Here is a 16,278-nt window from a genome sequence, read left to right as displayed (position 1 = left end):
GGACCGGTCAATTGCACGACGGTACGCCGGGCGTCCTTCGAACAGGGCGGCGCGGGCACGGAATTCGCCGGAGTGCGAACAGAACAGCTGGAACTGGAACGGGCGGGGCCGCGTGCTCACGTCGCCGTCCGGCTTCGCCTGATCGGCTGCCCGTCGGAGGAACGGTCCGCGGTGGAGCGGGACCCGCCGGCGGGGCGTTCAGTCCTCGTCGCCCGCCCGGATCACCACGAGGAAGGCGTCCGACTCCAGGTCCATCACGACCGCCGCGGCTTCTCCCTCGTCCCGGCGTCGCGCCGCGTACTCCTCGGCGGGCCAGGAGCCTCGCGGGGCTCCCGCGGGAAAGCGCTTCAACACCTTCGTACTCATGACGGCAGATTCCTCCCAGACCGGCCGGCGACCCTGTCGCCTTCCTCTTCTGCATTGTCGACTCCCTCCTGCCCCCGATCGGCGCGCACATGTGCCGGTACCCGCGGCTCGATGCCGCGCGTACACGACGACACGACGACACGACGGATGCGATGAGCCGCAAGCCCCGCCGTCACCGGACGTCATTCGACAGGGCGCGCACCGCCTCCCGCCGTGACCTGCTCGCGGGGCCCGGCGGCCCCGCCGTCGGGCCCCGCGTCCCGCTTCCGGCTCAGCCGGCCCGGCCACCAGGCGGCCCGCCCGATGTCCAGCGTCAGCGCCGGCACCAGCAGGGACCGCACCACAAGGGTGTCGAGCAGGACACCGAAGGCGACGATGAACGCGATCTGCACGAGGAAGGCCAGCGGGATCACTCCGAGGGCGGCGAAGGTGGCGGCCAGTACGACACCGGCCGAGGTGATCACTCCACCCGTGGCGACCAGACCGCGCAGGACGCCCTCGCGCACGCCGTGCCGCAGCGACTCCTCCCGCACCCGGGACATGAGGAAGATGTTGTAGTCGACTCCCAGGGCCACCAGGAACACGAAGCCGTACAGCGGCACGGACGAGTCGGTGCCCGAGAAGCCGAGGACGTGCTGGAAGACGAGAGACGAAATACCCAGGGTGGCGAGGAAGTTGAGAGCCACCGTCGCCACCAGGACGGCGGGCAGGAGCAGCGAGCGCAGCAGCAGGGCGAGGATGGCGAAGAAAGATGATGGCGAGCACCACGGGGACGATGAGCGTGCGGTCCCGCTCGGCCGTGCGCTGGGTGTCGTACTGCTGGGCCGTGTAGCCGCCGACGAGGGCGTCGGCTCCGGGCACGGCGTGGACCGCGGTACGCAGACGCACCACGGTGTCCTTGGCCTCGTCGCTGTCGGCGGCGGAGCGGAGAGTGACGTCGATGCGTACCCGGCCGTCGACGATCCGGGGTTCACCACCGGGGCGGCCCGACCCGGTGACGCCGGCGGCCTCCGCGACACCCTGGGTCCGGCGGGCCGCGGCGACGACCTGATCGAGCCGGTCGGCGTCGGCGACGACCACGGCGGGGTTTCCGGAGCCGCCCGGGAAGTGCTCGCCGAGGGTGCGCTGCGCGGCGACGGAGGGCGCGTCGTTCACGAAGATCTCGTCGAGGGGTACGCCCTTGGAGGTGAGGGTCGGCGCGAAGACCGCGCAGGCGAGCAGACCGGCCAGGGAGAACGCCCAGACCTTGCGCGGAGCCCTGTCCACCAGGTGCGCGACGCGGGTCCACAGACCCGACACGCTGCCACCGCCGTCGGTGGAGCGGGGCTTGGCCGGCCAGTAGGCGGCCCGCCCGAGAAGGACGAGGACCGCGGGGAGGAACGTCAGTGAGCTGACGACGGCGCAGACGATGCCGATCGCGCCCACCGGTCCGAGGGCGCGATTGTTCGTCAGGTCGCTGAGGAACAGGGCCAGCAGGCCGAGGGCGACGGTCGCGCCGCTGGCGACGACGGCGCCCCAGGACTCGCGCAGCGCGGCACGTACGGCGCCGAACCGGTCGGCCCCGGTGGTCAGTTCCTCGCGGTACCGGGCGGTGAGCAGGAGGGCGTAGTCGGTGGCCGCGCCGATCACCAGGATGGAGAGGATGCCCTGGACCTGTCCGTCGACCCGGAGTATGTCGCGTGCGGCGAGTGCGTAGACGATCGCGCAGGCCAGGCCGAGCGCGAGGACCGAGCCGACGATGATCACCAGGGGCAGCAGCACACTGCGGTGGACGAGCAGCAGGATGACGAGGACGGTGACCAGCGCGACGACCAGCAGCAGTCCGTCGATGCCGGCGAAGGCGTCGGAGAGGTCCGCCTGGCTGGCGGCGGGCCCGGCCAGCTGGACCGTCGCGCCGTCGACGCGCTCGGCCGCTTTCCGGATCCTTTCGAGGGCGCCCGGGAGGCCCTCTTCAAGGTCGGGCCGCAGCTGGACGACGCCCTGGAGAGCCTTGGCGTCGTCGGAGACGATCGCGGGCGACGGGGTGCCGACGAGGCCCGGCGTGTCGGCCAGCGATTCGAGTTCCCGGGTGGCGGCGCTCCGCAGACCGCCGGCCGTCGCGGAGTCGTCGGGGGTCCACACGACGATCGCGGGCAGCGTCTCGTCCTGCTGGAACGCGCGTTGTTCGTCGATGACCGCGGTGGATTCGGCGCTGCGGGGCAGGAAGGCGGCCTGGTCGTTGGTCGCTACTTCGCCTAGCCGGCCGGCGAAGGGGCCCAGCGCGCCGCCGATGCCCAGCCAGGCGATGAGCAGGACGACGGGGACGAGCAGACGGGCCCGCCGGGGCGAGATGGTCATCGTTCTCCAGAGGGATCGATCCGGTAACTCAACAAAAAACAATCTTAATGATTGAGATATATGAGCGCCGCGAGCATAGACGACACTTCTTCTTCCGCCATGACCCGGCCCATGGATGCGGGCGGCCCGCGAAAACCTGGTGTCCGGCCCGGCCCGATCACCGCGGCTGGCAGCGGCGCGTCCCGGCTGTTCGGCCCGGCCGTTCAGCGCCCGGACGAACGCAGCGTCGACAGCTCCTCGTTCATCGCCGCGAGGAAGCGCAGCACCACGGACAGTTCGTCGGCCGTGAACTGCGACCGGGCTGCCTCGGTGGCGTCGGCGAGGGGACGGAAGTGCGAGCGCGCAGCCGACCGCGCGTCGGCGGCGTAGTACAGGTGGACCACCCGGCGGTCGGCGCTCTCCCTGACCCGGCGGATGTGTCCCGCGCGCTCCAGCCGGTCCACGCAGGCGGTCACCGCGCCGGAGGTCAGGCCGAGGTGCTCGCGCAGCCCGCCCGGTGTCATCGGCCCGTCGGAGTCCAGGATCGCCGCCAGCGCCTGCACGTCCGTGGCGTGCAGGCCCTGGTCGGCCGCGAACCCGTGCACGAGGCGGTTGATCTCGCCGTTCATCCGCCGCAGACGCACGGCGAACGCCTGCAGATCGGTCACCGCGGCGCCGTCCCCCGCCGAACCCTCTCGGGGCTCCCGATCTCCTGCCCGGCTCTCCCGGTCGTCTGCGCTGGCCACACGCTCAGCCTATAGAAGGCTCCGCCCTCCCCGGTCCGAGCCGCCTCCGGTGCCGGCGGCCCGGGAACCGGTCACACGCTATGGCCCGCTCGGCGCATCCGCGGCGGCGCCCGCCGGGGAAGGGATCACCGGGAGAAGTGACGCCGAGACGGAGGACGGACCACTCATGAGCAGCGACCTCACCGTGCCCGCGCCGCGCTGTCTGGTGACCGGCGCGACGGGATACATCGGCGGACGTCTCGTCCCCGAGCTCCTGGACGCGGGACACCGGGTGCGCTGCCTGGCCCGCTCCCCCGGCGCGTTGCGAGACCATCCGTGGGCGGGCGACGCCGAAGTGGTACGCGGCGATGTCACGGACGCCGAGTCGGTCGCCGAGGCGATGCGGGGCGTCGATGTCGCGTACTACCTGGTGCACGCACTGGGCACGGGCAAGGGTTTCGAGGAGACCGACCGCAGGGCGGCGCGGATCTTCGGGGAGCAGGCCCGCGCGGCGGGTGTACGCCGGATCGTCTATCTGGGCGGACTCACACCCGCCGGGGTGCCCGACGAGGAGCTGTCGCCGCACCTGCGGTCCCGGGCCGAGGTCGGCCGCATCCTTCTGGACTCCGGCGTCCCGACGTCGGTGCTGCGGGCGGCGGTCATCATCGGTTCGGGCTCGGCCTCCTTCGAGATGCTGCGCTACCTCACCGAGCGGCTGCCGGTGATGGTCACACCCAGCTGGGTCCACACGCGGATCCAGCCGGTCGCGGTGCGGGACGTCCTGCGCACGCTCGTGGGCAGCGCGCGGATGCCGGACGACGTCAGCCGGGCCTTCGACATCGGCGGGCCGGAAATCCTGACGTACCGGCAGATGATGGTGCGGTACGCGGCCGTCGCCGGTCTTCCGCGGCGGCTGATCCTTCCCGTGCCGGTTTTCACGCCGACGCTCTCCAGCTACTGGGTCGGGCTGGTCACCCCCGTTCCGCGGTCCATCGCGCGCCCGCTGACCGAGTCGCTGCGCCACGAGGTCGTCTGCCACGAGCACGACATCGCCCGGTACGTGCCCGACCCGCCGGGCAGGCCGATCGGCTTCGAGGAGTCGGTGCGGCTGGCCCTGCAACGCGTCCGGGACGCCCGGGTCACCACCCGCTGGTCGTCCGCGTCGGTGCCCGGCGCCCCCAGCGACCCGCTGCCCACGGACCCCGACTGGGCGGGCGGCAGCCTCTACACCGACCGGCGCGAACTCACGGTCGACGCCACGCCCGAGGCCCTGTGGCGAGTGATCGAGGGCATCGGCGGCGAGAACGGCTGGTACTCCTTCCCCCTCGCCTGGGCCGTGCGCGGCCGGCTGGACCGGCTGGTGGGCGGCGTGGGGCTGCGCCGCGGACGCCGAGACGCCGCACGACTGCGGGTCGGTGACTCGCTCGACTTCTGGCGCGTCGAGGAGATCGAACCGGGCCGGCTGCTGAGGCTGCGCGCCGAGATGCGCCTGCCGGGCCTCGCCTGGCTGGAGATGTCCACGGACACGGACGCCGACGGCCGCGTCCGCTACCGCCAGCGCGCCCTGTTCCATCCGCACGGACTGCTCGGCCACGCCTACTGGTGGAGCGTGTCGCCGTTCCACGCCGTGGTGTTCGGCGGCATGGCCCGCAACATCGCACGGACTGCCGCCAAGGCGGATCCCGCCGCGACACAGCGGCACACACCCGCCGAGTGACGCCCCCAAGACACCCCGAAACACAACAAAACAGCCGACCCGCGCATCCGCCCGCCCTGCCGAACCAGAAGTACCTGATGGCTGAGGCAGCGCGGTCCGGCTCACCTCGGCGCCACCGCCGTCCCCTGCCTCCGACGCCCCGTCGTCCCCGTCTCCCCCTCGTCCGCTCGTCTCCTCGTCCCGTCGCCTCGTCCTGGAGTTCCGGAGTCCCGCATGAACGTCTCGGTCGTCCTGTTCACCTCCGACCTGCGCCTGCACGATCATCCGCCGCTGCACGCCGCTCTCGACGACGCGCGCGCCGTGGTGCCTCTCTTCGTGCGCGACCGGGCCGTCGACGAGGCCGGCTTCGCCGCTCCCAACCGGCTGGCGTTCCTCGCCGACTGCCTGCGGGATCTGGACGCGGGCCTGCGCGAGCGCGGCGGCCGGCTCGTGTTCCGCTCGGGGGATCTCGTCGACGAGGTGTGCAAGGTGGCCGCCGAGACGGACGCGGACGAAGTGCACATGGCCGCCGGAGTCACCTCCTACGCCCAGCGGCGCGAGCAGCGGCTGCGCAGCGCCCTGGAGGCCGAGGGCCGCCGACTGCACGTCCACGACGAGGTGGTCACCGCCCTGGCACCGGGCGCGGTCGCCCCGGCGTCCTCGGACCACTTCGCCGTCTTCACCCCGTACTTCCGGCGCTGGGAGCGGCATCACCAGCGTCACGTACTGGGCGCGCCCCGGGCCGTGCCCGTACCGGAGAACGTCGGTTCGGAGAGGCTCCCCGAGCGCGCGGAGCTGTCCGGCCTGTCGGAGGGCCTCGCCACGGGCGGCGAACGGGAGGGCCGGAAGCGGCTCACGGCCTGGCTGCGGAACGGGATCGCCCAGTACGAGGAACGCCACGACGATCTGGCCGGGGACGCCACGTCGCACTTCTCCCCGCACATCCACTTCGGGACGCTGTCCGCCGTCGAGCTCGTCCACCGGGCGCGGCAGACGGGCGGACCCGGCGCCGATGCCTTCGTACGGCAGCTGGCGTGGCGGGACTTCCACCATCAGGTACTGGCGGCGCGGCCGGGCGTCTCCACGGCGGACTACCGCACCCGGCACGACCGGTGGCGGTCGCAGGCCGAGGCGCGGCAGGAGATCGAGGACTGGAAGGAGGGGCGGACCGGCTATCCCGTCGTCGACGCGGCGATGCGCCAGCTGCGGCACGAGGGCTGGATGCACAACCGGGGCCGCCTGCTGACCGCGAGCTTCCTCGCCAAGACGCTCTACGTCGACTGGCGCGTGGGCGCCCGCCACTTCCTGGACCTCCTCGTCGACGGCGACGTCGCCAACAACCAGCTCAACTGGCAGTGGGTGGCGGGAACAGGCACCGACACCCGGCCCAACCGGGTCCTCAACCCGGTCCTGCAGGCCAAGCGGTACGACCCGGACGGCGCGTACGTACGGCGCTGGGTGCCCGAACTCGCAGGGCTGGACGGGGCCTCGGTGCACGAGCCGTGGAAACTCCAGGGTCTGGAGCGTGCCGCCTACGACTATCCCGATCCCATCGTCGAACTCTCCGAAGGGCTGGCCCGCTTCAAGCGGGCCCGCGGACGCGAGTGAGGCAACTCGGGGGCGGCGCGGGCGGATCGGGCGCGTCGCGTGCGGTGCCGCGGCCCGCCGGTCCGGGAAGCGATCAGTCGGCCGGCCCGTCGGCCGGCCGGCCCCGGGCGCCGCTCTCGTACCGGGCAGTGAGAACCGACAACGCCTCCGTCAGGCTCGACGGCCGGACCATGCCCCGGGCCGAGCGGCCGGCCCATCCGGGGCCGCCGAGGACGACCGTGGGCTGACTTCGCGCGCCCCGCACTCCCCACTGCGTGGCGGCGATGTGCCGGGCCAGAGGGATGCTCGCCGTGGAACGGCCCTGGGCCCACAGGACCACGGCCGCGGGTCCCACACGGCGCACCGCCGCGGTGAGTGCCTCCAACGGAACCGCCGCGCCGAACATCCTGGTGGGCAGGCCGCGTTCCGTGAGCCCGGCGTTGAGCGCCTCCAGCGGCAGGGTGTGCTGCTCGCCCGGCAGGCAGGCCAGGACCACGGGCCCCTGCGCGACGTCCCACGGCGTCGCCGCCCGGGAGGACGGCGTGACACGGCGCAGCGCGGTGGAGACGTGCCAGGACAGCAGGTGTTCGACCTCGACATAGCGGTCGCCGGACGACGCCCACTTGCGTCCCACGGCGTGCAGGGTCGGCACCATCACCTCCTCCCAGGCGACGGCGAGGCCGTACCGCTCGACGGCCGAGGCCAGTTGGCCGTCCACGGCCGGGGCGTCGAGCCGCACGGCCGCCCGGGCCAGCCCGCGGCACTCCTGGCGCACATCGCCGAGGGGCAGTGCGCCCGCCGCGTGCGAGCGCCGACCGCTCCCGGGCTTCAGGCCGCCGACCGCGGGCCGGGCCCCGGCCGCCGGGCTGCCCCCTGCGGGCGGCAGGCGTTCGGGCGGGGCTTCTCCGTCAACGGCCGCGGACCGGCCCGCAGGGGCCGGGCCAGTCCCGTCCACCGCGGTCCGCCGCTCAGCGGCCGCTTCTCCGGCGGCCCCCGCGCCGCCGCCCCTGGCGGCTCCCTCTCCGGCAGCTGCCTCCTGGGCGGCGCGCGCCGCCTCGGCGGGTGGCACACCGGCCGAGGTGAGCCGGCACATCGCCTCCAGCACCGCCACGTCCCGGGGTGTCCAGCGGCGGTGCCGCCCGTCTGCGCGGACCGCGGGGCCCAGGCCGTACCGGCGGTCCCACGAGCGGAGCGTGGTCGGAGACACTCCGAGCCGACGGGCCAGGCCCCCGGTCGTCATCCCCGCCCCGCCCGCCACTGTCTCGTTCGTGTCGGACTCCGGCCGACCCGGCCCGCCCGTCGACCCGTTCATGAATCCGACTGTACGACGCAGAATCGATGCGAGTCGGCGCCCCGGCCCTCGGCCTCCGTGACGGCCGCGGCAGTGGACCCGCGGACGGCCCCGTGCGGACGGCGCCACATCCGCCTCTGCCATATCACCCCAGAGCTACACATAAACAGAAAATAAGCGCAGAATGTACGTACGCGGCGTCTACCGCACACCGCACAGTCGCGGTCAGGCCTGCAGAGACAAAGGAGTCGAGTCATGGCCAACGTCTCGAACACCAGAGGTGACATCACCAGCCACCCTGATGTACCCGAAATGCGGGATCGATACGACCGCATGCTCGGTGGTCGCGATGTGGCGCTCGTGGACGGACCGGTGTTCCTGCTCGGTCTGTACTGCGCCGCTTCCCCGTGGATTCTCCACTACACGACGAGTCAGCCCGCCCTCGTGACGCACAACCTCATCATGGGCATCGCCATCGGCGTACTGGCTCTCGGATTCACCACCACTCCGACGCGGATGTACGGCCTGAGCTGGGCCATGTGCGCCATAGGCGCCTGGATGATCATCTCGCCCTGGATCGTCGGCGAGAGCCCCGACGCGGGCGTCGTACTGAACAACATCATCATCGGCGTCCTCGCCGTGATGCTGGGATTCCTGTGCGCGGCCGCCTCCACGAAGAGTGCACCACAGACATAGCAGGACGTCTGCACGGATGAGGACTGTCGGCCGGTCCGCGCGCCGAGCGCCGCGGACCGGCCGGCCCACGCGACCGGGCGGTCAGTTCCCGGGCACCAGCCACGGCTCCTGCGGCAGCGGACTGCCGGTCTCCAGGAGCGACTTCAGGTTGGCCAGGACGGCCGGCCAGCCGCCGGAGACCTCCCTGGCCGCGGTCTCGTCCGCCAGGTCCTCGTGCGTGACGGTCAGCCGGACGATGTCGCCGTGCGGCCGGATGTCGTAGGTGACCCTGGAATGCCGGTCCTCCTGCTTCTCGTCCTCGGGCGAGGCCCAGGTGGTCACCAGACGGGTGGGCCGCTCACTCTCCACGACGCTGCCGACCACGTCGGCGACGCCGGAACCGTCCGTGCGCCGATGCTCCCACCGCGAGCCGGGGCGCCAGTCCTCCGAGACGTTGCTGTGGCCCCAGTACGTGGCCGTGACGTCGGCGTCGGTGAGGGCGTCCCACACCTTCTCCGGAGTGCTGGCGATGTAGGTGACGTACACGAAAGTCGGCTTGTCGGTCATGTCTTCCTCGGCTCGTCGCTTGAGTGCGCTCAGCGCGCGAAGGCGCGGACGCTCGAACTTGTCGATCCACCGCTCCTGGATCTCGTGGAGCGGTACGGGGTTGAGGTAGTGCAGCTTCTGCCGTCCCCGCCGCACCGTGCTGACCAGGTTGGCGGCCTCCAGGACGGCCAGGTGCTGGGTCACCGACTGGCGGGTCATGTCGATGTGTTCGCAGAGCTCGCCCAGCGTCTGCCCGCTGTGTTCGTGCAGCCTGTCGAGCAGGCGTCTGCGTGTCCCGTCGGCCAGCGCCTTGAAGACCTGGTCGGTCTCCGCGTCCCCGGCCGCTCCCGGCTGTTTCTCCGTCTCTGCTTCCTCATCCGATCGCACACTCAACGTTATGCAGTCAATCACCTGCATGTCAATCGCAAGGGTCAGGCGGGTGCGGAGAGGCCGCCGGATTCACCCGCACTCGTCACAGAGTGCGATCACGTCCGGCGGGAGACGGAGAACGCCCGGAGAGCGAAAATCGCTGGCCGCACAGGTCGGCACCGCCCACACTGTCGCGGTGAGCCGAAACTTCAGCGCGTGGGTGACGTCGGGCGAGGACTTCCTCGGCGTCGCCGGCCCCTTCGCCGTCGACGTACCGTGGTGGTCCGAGGTCGAGCCCGTGACCCGACAACTCCAACAGGCCCTGGGCGTCCGGGTGTTAGTGCTGCGCCTCCTGGCCGTGGAGGGCGGCGGGGGTGCGCGCGACGGCCATGTGACCTACCACGTCGAGGCGCTGGACCGCCCCCGTGTGCTGCTCCGGCTTCCCTCGGAGCCGGGCCTGTTGAGCGCGCAGGAATCGCTGCGTGCGCCGTGGGCCGACGCCGACGGACTCCGGCGGTTGCTCGACTGGGCGGAACACCAACTGGCCGCGGCCGGACGCCCGGTGACCGGGCCCGTGGAACAGCGCCGCACCTGGAACCTGGCGGGGCTCTTCCGGCTGCCGACCGACCGAGGGCCGGTCTGGCTCAAGGCCACCCCGCAGTTCGCGGCGGACGAGGCACAGGTCATCTCCGCGTTCGCCCGCGTCGATCCGCAGCTGGTCCCCACCGTCCTCGGCTCCGCGGGCGGGCGCGTCCTCATGGAGCACATTCCGGGCGAGGACTGCTGGGGAGTGTCGGCGGAGACCGCCGCCACGGGGGTACGGCGGTTCGTCGCCGCGCAGGCGTCCCTCGCCGGAAAGCCACAGGAGCGGCCCTCCTCTCTGCCGGACCGCCGGATGTCCGGCCTCGCCGAGCGCGTGACGGAGTTGCTCGACGGCCCGGTCTCCACCGAGCTCACGGCCCAGGAACACGACCTCGCCCGGGAGTTGGCCGATCGTGTGCGACCACTGGAGGAGTGCGGTCTGCCGGACACGGTCGCGCACGGCGACTTCCATCCCGGCAACTGGCGTGCCGACGGCGGGCCGCCCACGATCATCGACTTCGCCGACGCACACTGGGGCAACCCGGTCCTCGACGGTCTGCGCCTGAGCTCCTTCCTCCCCGAGGAGGTGCGCGCGAGCGCCGTGCGTGCCTGGGTCGACGCCTGGCGCGAGCAGGTCCCCGGCAGCGATCCGGCGCGCGCCCTGGCCGTCGCCGAACCGCTCGCCCATCTCGCGTACGCCGTGCGCTACCAGGAGTTCCTGGACGGCATCGAACCGTCCGAGCGGATCTACCACCTGGGCGATCCCGCGTCGGAGATACGTGAGGCCGTGCGCAGCGCCGGTGCCCCTGACCCGTGCCTTGTCGACCTGGGGCGCTCGGCGGCGCTGTGAACGAGGGCACGCGCCCTTGGCCACCCGCCCGTGCGCGGGGCAGGATCACCTCATGGACAGCCCGCTGACACTCGCCCTGCCTCCCCGCCTGCGCCTCGAAGGAGAGGGACTCCACCTGCGCGAATGGTCCGAGGACGACCTGGACGCGTTGATCGAGCTGTACGACGACCCCGAGATCGCGCGCTGGACACCGGTGGCCTCGCCTTTCGACTCGTCGGCGGCGCTCGTCTACCTCACCGAGGCCCAGGAGGCGCGGGCCCAGGGGCGCAAGGTGCAGCTCGCGATCACGACGGACGGTGTCGTGCCCCGGGGCGAGGTGCTGCTGTTCCCCAGCAGGGCCGACGAGCGGGACGTCGAGATCGCGTACGGCGTCGGCGCCGCCCATCGCGGCCGGGGCCTGGCCTCCCGGGCCGTGCGCCTCCTCTCCGCCCACGCGGTGCGGCACACGGGAGCACGCCGCGTGGTGCTGTGCATCGAGGAGGCCAACGCGGCCAGCGCCGCCGTCGCCCGGGCCGCCGGATTCACCCTCACCGACGACGAGCCCGTTCTGCGGACGTCCCGAGGGCGGGAGGTCGCCCTGCGGACGTGGCGCCTCACCGACGGCGCGGAGTGACCCTTCGGCCCTCTCTCGATCGCGCGGACCGGCCCGGGACTGGCAGGCTGCTCCCATGGATCATGCGGAGGTTCTGCTCATCGGCGGACGCGCGGGTGTCGGGAAGTCGACGGTCGGCTGGGAGGTGTCGGCCCGGCTGCGCGGAGCCGGGGTCGCGCATGCCGTCATCGAGGGTGACTTCATGGGCCAGGTGCATCCGGCCCCGGCGGACGACCCGCACCGCGCCGGAATCACCGAACGCAATCTGGCGGCCGTGTGGCAGAACTTCGCCGAACTGGGCCACCGGCGTCTCGTCTACACGAACACCGTGAGCGTGCTGGCCGGCGCGGCGGGCATGTTCGAGCGGGCGATCGGCGAGGACGTACGGCTGGTACGGGTACTGCTCACGGCCACCGACGCCACCGCCGCCAAGCGCCTCAAGGGCCGCGAGCTCGGTTCGGAGCTGGAGCAGGAGCTGCGGGGCAGCGCCGGCAAGGCGCGGCTCCTGGAGGAGCGCGCGCCCGCCGACACCGTGCGCGTGGTCACGGACGACCGCGAGGTGATCGACATCGCACGCGAGGTGCTGGGGATCACGGGCTGGATCGCGAACATCACCGGGTAAGGGCGGACGATCCGACTGCGCTCGCCTTCAGGAGGGCATGCAAGAAGGCAAGGAGTACGACGAAGAGGGGCTGAGATGGAGATCTCGGGCATCATCAGTGCCATCGTGATCGGTATCGTCATCGGCGTGCTGGGCCGGCTCGTGGTGCCGGGCCGTCAGCGCATCGGCGTTCTCTGGACGATCGGTGTCGGCATCGTGGCCGCACTCATCGGTTCAGCACTCGCGAACGCGTTCGACGTGGGCGACACCGACGGAGTCGACTGGGTCGAGTGGCTGATCCAGATCGGACTCGCGGCGCTCGGCGTCGCGGCTCTGGACCGGTCGAAGGCGGGCCGCCGCTGACGAGGGCGGATCCGAGGCGTACCGCACGACGGGTTCCGCGGTGCGCCGGCGCTCCGCCACGCGCATCCGCCGCACGCAGGGATGCCGCGCCACCGGCCGTTCGGCGCGGCACCTCGGGAAAGCTCGCGGCACCTCACGAAAAGCCGTTGCGGGCCGTTCTCCGTCACGGCTAGCGTCTGCGGGCTTCCCGCACTTCGCGCCGACCGTGACGGAGACGTCTTGCCGCACCGCATCACCGCGCTCACCGACCCCGAATCCACCGCGTCGAGCCGCCGTCTGGCCTGGCTCGCGTCCGACGACGAGGGGGTGCCGGCCGGGTCCGCGTTCCTGCGCCTGTTCACCAAGGAGGGGCAGGAGCATCTCGCCGAGCTGGAGATCGCCGTGCACCGCGCGGAGCGCGGACGGGGCATCGGCGGCCGTCTGCTGGAGGCGGCGGTCACGGCGGCACGGGGCGAGGGACGCCGATCGCTCCTCGCGCAGGCGGAGGGCGACTCCCCCGGCGACCACTTCCTGGCCGCCCACGGATTCCGCAGGGTCCTGGCACTGACGTACGCCCGCCTGCCGCTGGCCGACGCCGACCTCGGCCGCATCGACACGATCGTCCAACGCCCCCGTGCGGGCTACCGGTTGATCCAGTGGGAGGGCACGGTTGCGCCCGAGCTGGCCCGGACCTTCGCCGCGTCGCGCCGGGCCATGGACGACATGCCGATGGACGGGGCCGACTACGGCACGGTCGTCTGGGACGTGGACCGGGTGCTCTCCGCCGCCGACGCCATCGCCAAGCGCGGCGAACTGCTGCACACCGTGGCCGTCGTGGACACGGCGGACGGGTCGGTCGTCGGCTTCTCCGAGCTGGTCGTGCCCGGTGACGGGCGGGGCGACGGACAGCACTACGGGACCGGTGTGCTGCCCGAGCACCGTGGCCACGGCCTCGGCCTCTGGATGAAGGCGGAGTCGATCCGCCTGGCGCGCGGGCGGCACCCGGAGCTAGGCGGCCTGCTCACCGACACGGCGGACAGCAACACACACATGCGGGGCATCAACGACACGCTCGGCTATCTGCCCACGCACAGGGCGGTGGAGTACCAGCTCGACCTGTGAGGCGGGTGCCCGCACCGCTCGGGACGAGCGGACGACGCGAACGGGCGACGGGACCCGGTGGCGGGACCGCCGTCACCTTGGCCCCACCCGCTCAACGGTCACGGACCCGGGGCCCGGCGTCCGGCCGGGAGGCTACGGCGCCGAGTGGACGTACGGCGTGGTCGTGGTGAGCGGTGCGAAACCGAGGCGCTGGAGAATGGGCCGGCTCTGGTCGGAGGCGTCGACCTGGAGGTAGCGGTAGCCGCGGTCGAAGGCGATGCGGGCCCGGTGGGAGACCAGAGCCCGGTAGATGCCGCGGCCACGCCAGGCGTCGACGGTGCCGCCGCCCCACAGGCCCGCGAACCGTGTGCCGGGGACGAGTTCCATCCGGGCCGAGCTCACCGGGACGTCGGCGGCGAGGGCCACGACGGCGACCACGTTGTCCGGTTCCCCGTCGAGCTGGGCGAGCATCTGGTGGCGGAGCCGGGTGCCGGACGTACCGAAGGCCTGCTCGTGGACGTCCACCACGAGGTCGACGCCGGCGGCGTCGGTGACGGGCCGCAGCTCGATGCCCGGCGGTGGCCCGGCGTGGAGATCCAGCGCGTCGGCCTCGGCGATCATCAAAGTCTCTTCCGGCTCGGGTGTGAACCCGGCGGCCCGCAGGCGCTGCCCCAGGTCGTCCGGCCGGTCGTGCCCGTACAGCTTCCACTCGAACTCACGGCCCAGCGCCGTGAAGTAGCGCGTCTGCTCGGCGATGGCGGCGTCCGCGTCGGCCTCCGCCAGATCCGACCAGAGCACGCCGTTCCAGCCCTGCTCGGGTCCGACGTGCCGGACCACCGGGCCGACGCGTTCCACGACGGAGTCGGGGTCAAAAGGACGCGCGCCCTCACGCATGTCCCGGTCGAACACTGCCAGTACCGCTTCGTGATCCATCGCGTCACTCCATCACCCGTGGGTCGGCGGGGCAACGGGGTTTCGGTGGGGCCGGACAGCGGGGCTTCCGCGCGGTGAGCAGGGCCTCCGCGGCGCGGCCGTCGTCCCGCGGGTCAGGTGGCGTCGTGGAAGACCAGGCCGAGTGTGCGCCGCCGTCCGGAGCGGACGGTGCTCACCCCGTGGCGCATCGGTCCGACGGACCATCCCCGGCTGGAGGCCACGGGCCTGTCCCGGGTCGTGAAGACCAGGCCGTGGCCCTGGAGGAGGGTCGTCGCGGACCCCCGGGACTGAGCGCGCGGACGCTGCTCGGTCATGACGAACTCCCCGCCCGTGAAGTCCTCGCCCGGTGCGTCGAGGCCGACGACGACCTGGAGCGGGAAGACCAGGTCGCCGAACACGTCCCGGTGCAGGGCGTTCCAGTCGCCCGGTCCGTAGCGCAGCAGGATCTGCGCGGATCTGGACTGCCCGGCGGCGTGGCACATCCGTACCCACTCCCCCAGCGTGTCGGGCCAGGGAGCCGGCCGGCCGAGCCTTTCGGCCCAGTCGCGGGCGACGGGCAACAGGCGGGGATAGAACGCCGCACGCAACTCCCGTACCACCTGCGGCAGTTCATGGGCGAAATAGCGGTACTGTCCCGAGCCGAAGCGATGGCGGGCCATGTCGACGGTCGCACGGAAGTGCTCGTCCTCGTCGTACAGGGCGGCGAGTTCGCGGCACTGCCCGGGAGTGAGGAGCGGGCCGGTGAGAGCATGGCCGTGCTCGTCGAGTTCGCCGGCCAGGGCGGCCCAGTCCTGTGCCGCGACCCGGCTCGCGGGGAGCGTGGGGTCGTTCATGGTGGATGTTCCTCCGGGTCGGCTCTGCGGCGGTTCGCCCCGTGGGCCATGTGCGGCCCGGGGTGTCAGAGGAGGGTCGGCTGCAGGGCGCCTTCGTGCGTGAGCAGCCGGACCTTGCGCTCCACGCCGCCGGCGTAGCCGCGCATGGAGCCGTCCGCGCCGATCACACGATGGCAGGGGCGCACCAGGAGCAGCGGGTTCGCGCCGATCGCGGCGCCCAGGGCCTGGATCCGCTCGCGGGGCAGACCGAGCCGTTCGGCGAGTGCCCCGTACGTGGTCGTCGTGCCGTAGGGAATCTCTTCCAGGGCGTGCCACACGCGCCGTTGGAAGTCGGTGCCGGCGGGGGTGAACTCGATGTCGAACCGCGTGAGTTCACCGGCGAAGTAGGCGGTCAACTGCTGCTCCACCCGTGCGAAGCGGTGCGGGTCGCGCCGCCGGCCGGGCTTCGGTGCGGGCGCGTTGCGCTGCCCCGGCATGGACAGCGACGTCAACGTCACGCCGTGCGGGGCCTCTTCGCCTGTCAGCAGCAGGTCACCCAGTGGGCTCTCGATCGTCGTACAGGCGGTCATCGTCGCCTCCCTTTCCTGCGCTTTCGTGCCACTTCCCATGGTGGGGTGCCGCGATCACGGATGCTGGCGGGATTCGGACGGCGCGCTGAGCCGGCCCGGCGCGTCACCGGGCGCCCGAGTGCCTCTCCACGAAGTGCGCGAGGTCCTCGGACGCCGGGCGGAGCAGTCCGTCCCGCACCGCGAGGGCCGTGGCCTCGGCCCGGGAGGCCGTGCCGGTCTTGCGGAGCATGTGCTCGACGTGGCTGTGCACGGTGCGCGGGGAGAGGAACAGCCCCTGCGCGATGACCTGGTTCGTCTGACCCAT

At 72.3% G+C, this 16,278-nt stretch carries 16 protein-coding genes and 1 pseudogene; 8 read left to right on the top strand and 9 right to left on the bottom strand.

Features of this window, described 5'->3' with window-relative positions; all coding sequences use genetic code 11:
* Positions 1-198 precede the first annotated feature (198 nt).
* The 3 genes and pseudogenes from O1Q96_RS18700 to O1Q96_RS18690 form a co-directional block, all read right to left on the bottom strand.
* Positions 199-366 (bottom strand): hypothetical protein, encoded by a 168-nt coding sequence (locus tag O1Q96_RS18700; RefSeq protein ID WP_269249276.1) that lies wholly within the window; start codon positions 364-366, stop codon positions 199-201.
* Positions 367-548: 182 nt separating this feature from the next.
* A pseudogene (locus tag O1Q96_RS18695) lies at positions 549-2,703 on the bottom strand (MMPL family transporter).
* 203 nt (positions 2,704-2,906) lie between these two features.
* Positions 2,907-3,428, bottom strand: a complete 522-nt coding sequence (locus O1Q96_RS18690; protein ID WP_269249275.1) for a MarR family winged helix-turn-helix transcriptional regulator — start codon at positions 3,426-3,428, stop codon at positions 2,907-2,909.
* A 166-nt stretch (positions 3,429-3,594) separates the two neighbouring features.
* On the opposite strand from O1Q96_RS18690, the gene O1Q96_RS18685 reads away from it, so the two are divergent.
* Positions 3,595-5,124: an SDR family oxidoreductase gene (locus O1Q96_RS18685; RefSeq protein WP_269249274.1), complete on the top strand. Its 1,530-nt coding sequence runs from the start codon at positions 3,595-3,597 to the stop codon at positions 5,122-5,124.
* 213 nt (positions 5,125-5,337) lie between these two features.
* On the top strand, positions 5,338-6,711 hold the full coding sequence (locus tag O1Q96_RS18680) for a cryptochrome/photolyase family protein (protein ID WP_269249273.1): 1,374 nt from the start codon (positions 5,338-5,340) through the stop codon (positions 6,709-6,711).
* A 73-nt stretch (positions 6,712-6,784) separates the two neighbouring features.
* On the opposite strand, the gene O1Q96_RS18675 is transcribed toward O1Q96_RS18680, so the two are convergent.
* Positions 6,785-7,930 carry a MerR family transcriptional regulator gene (locus O1Q96_RS18675; protein WP_269253638.1) on the bottom strand — a complete coding sequence of 382 codons (1,146 nt, stop codon included), beginning with the start codon at positions 7,928-7,930 and terminating at the stop codon, positions 6,785-6,787.
* Positions 7,931-8,236: 306 nt separating this feature from the next.
* Here O1Q96_RS18675 and O1Q96_RS18670 point away from each other — a divergent pair, with 306 nt between their 5' ends.
* Positions 8,237-8,677 (top strand): SPW repeat protein, encoded by a 441-nt coding sequence (locus tag O1Q96_RS18670; protein ID WP_269249272.1) that lies wholly within the window; start codon positions 8,237-8,239, stop codon positions 8,675-8,677.
* An 81-nt stretch (positions 8,678-8,758) separates the two neighbouring features.
* On the opposite strand, the gene O1Q96_RS18665 is transcribed toward O1Q96_RS18670, so the two are convergent.
* Positions 8,759-9,589 (bottom strand): ArsR/SmtB family transcription factor, encoded by an 831-nt coding sequence (locus tag O1Q96_RS18665; RefSeq protein ID WP_269249271.1) that lies wholly within the window; start codon positions 9,587-9,589, stop codon positions 8,759-8,761.
* Between the two features lie 178 nt (positions 9,590-9,767).
* Between O1Q96_RS18665 and O1Q96_RS18660 the strand changes: the two genes are divergently transcribed.
* From O1Q96_RS18660 to O1Q96_RS18640, 5 genes are all read left to right on the top strand, one after another.
* Positions 9,768-11,003: an aminoglycoside phosphotransferase family protein gene (locus O1Q96_RS18660; protein ID WP_269249270.1), complete on the top strand. Its 1,236-nt coding sequence runs from the start codon at positions 9,768-9,770 to the stop codon at positions 11,001-11,003.
* A gap of 52 nt (positions 11,004-11,055) precedes the next feature.
* Positions 11,056-11,616: a GNAT family N-acetyltransferase gene (locus tag O1Q96_RS18655; RefSeq protein WP_269249269.1), complete on the top strand. Its 561-nt coding sequence runs from the start codon at positions 11,056-11,058 to the stop codon at positions 11,614-11,616.
* A 55-nt stretch (positions 11,617-11,671) separates the two neighbouring features.
* A complete protein-coding gene (locus tag O1Q96_RS18650) occupies positions 11,672-12,217 on the top strand; it encodes an ATP-binding protein (RefSeq protein WP_269249268.1) in 546 nt (181 codons plus the stop codon).
* Positions 12,218-12,292: 75 nt separating this feature from the next.
* Positions 12,293-12,559 (top strand): GlsB/YeaQ/YmgE family stress response membrane protein, encoded by a 267-nt coding sequence (locus O1Q96_RS18645; protein ID WP_269249267.1) that lies wholly within the window; start codon positions 12,293-12,295, stop codon positions 12,557-12,559.
* 219 nt (positions 12,560-12,778) lie between these two features.
* Positions 12,779-13,660 (top strand): GNAT family N-acetyltransferase, encoded by an 882-nt coding sequence (locus O1Q96_RS18640; RefSeq protein ID WP_269249266.1) that lies wholly within the window; start codon positions 12,779-12,781, stop codon positions 13,658-13,660.
* A 132-nt stretch (positions 13,661-13,792) separates the two neighbouring features.
* Here the strand turns inward: O1Q96_RS18640 and O1Q96_RS18635 are convergent, their stop codons facing one another.
* From O1Q96_RS18635 to O1Q96_RS18620, 4 genes are all read right to left on the bottom strand, one after another.
* Positions 13,793-14,572: a GNAT family N-acetyltransferase gene (locus O1Q96_RS18635; protein WP_269249265.1), complete on the bottom strand. Its 780-nt coding sequence runs from the start codon at positions 14,570-14,572 to the stop codon at positions 13,793-13,795.
* A 113-nt stretch (positions 14,573-14,685) separates the two neighbouring features.
* Positions 14,686-15,405, bottom strand: a complete 720-nt coding sequence (locus O1Q96_RS18630) for a 2OG-Fe(II) oxygenase (RefSeq protein WP_269249264.1) — start codon at positions 15,403-15,405, stop codon at positions 14,686-14,688.
* 65 nt (positions 15,406-15,470) lie between these two features.
* Positions 15,471-15,974 carry a methylated-DNA--[protein]-cysteine S-methyltransferase gene (locus O1Q96_RS18625; RefSeq protein ID WP_269249263.1) on the bottom strand — a complete coding sequence of 168 codons (504 nt, stop codon included), beginning with the start codon at positions 15,972-15,974 and terminating at the stop codon, positions 15,471-15,473.
* A gap of 103 nt (positions 15,975-16,077) precedes the next feature.
* Positions 16,078-16,278, bottom strand: a complete 201-nt coding sequence (locus O1Q96_RS18620; protein WP_269249262.1) for a response regulator transcription factor — start codon at positions 16,276-16,278, stop codon at positions 16,078-16,080.

It is taken from the genome of Streptomyces aurantiacus, from assembly GCF_027107535.1.
Lineage (GTDB): Bacteria > Actinomycetota > Actinomycetes > Streptomycetales > Streptomycetaceae > Streptomyces.
Note: the sequence above shows the minus strand (reverse complement) of the source record. Positions and strands in the feature narration are given on the sequence as shown.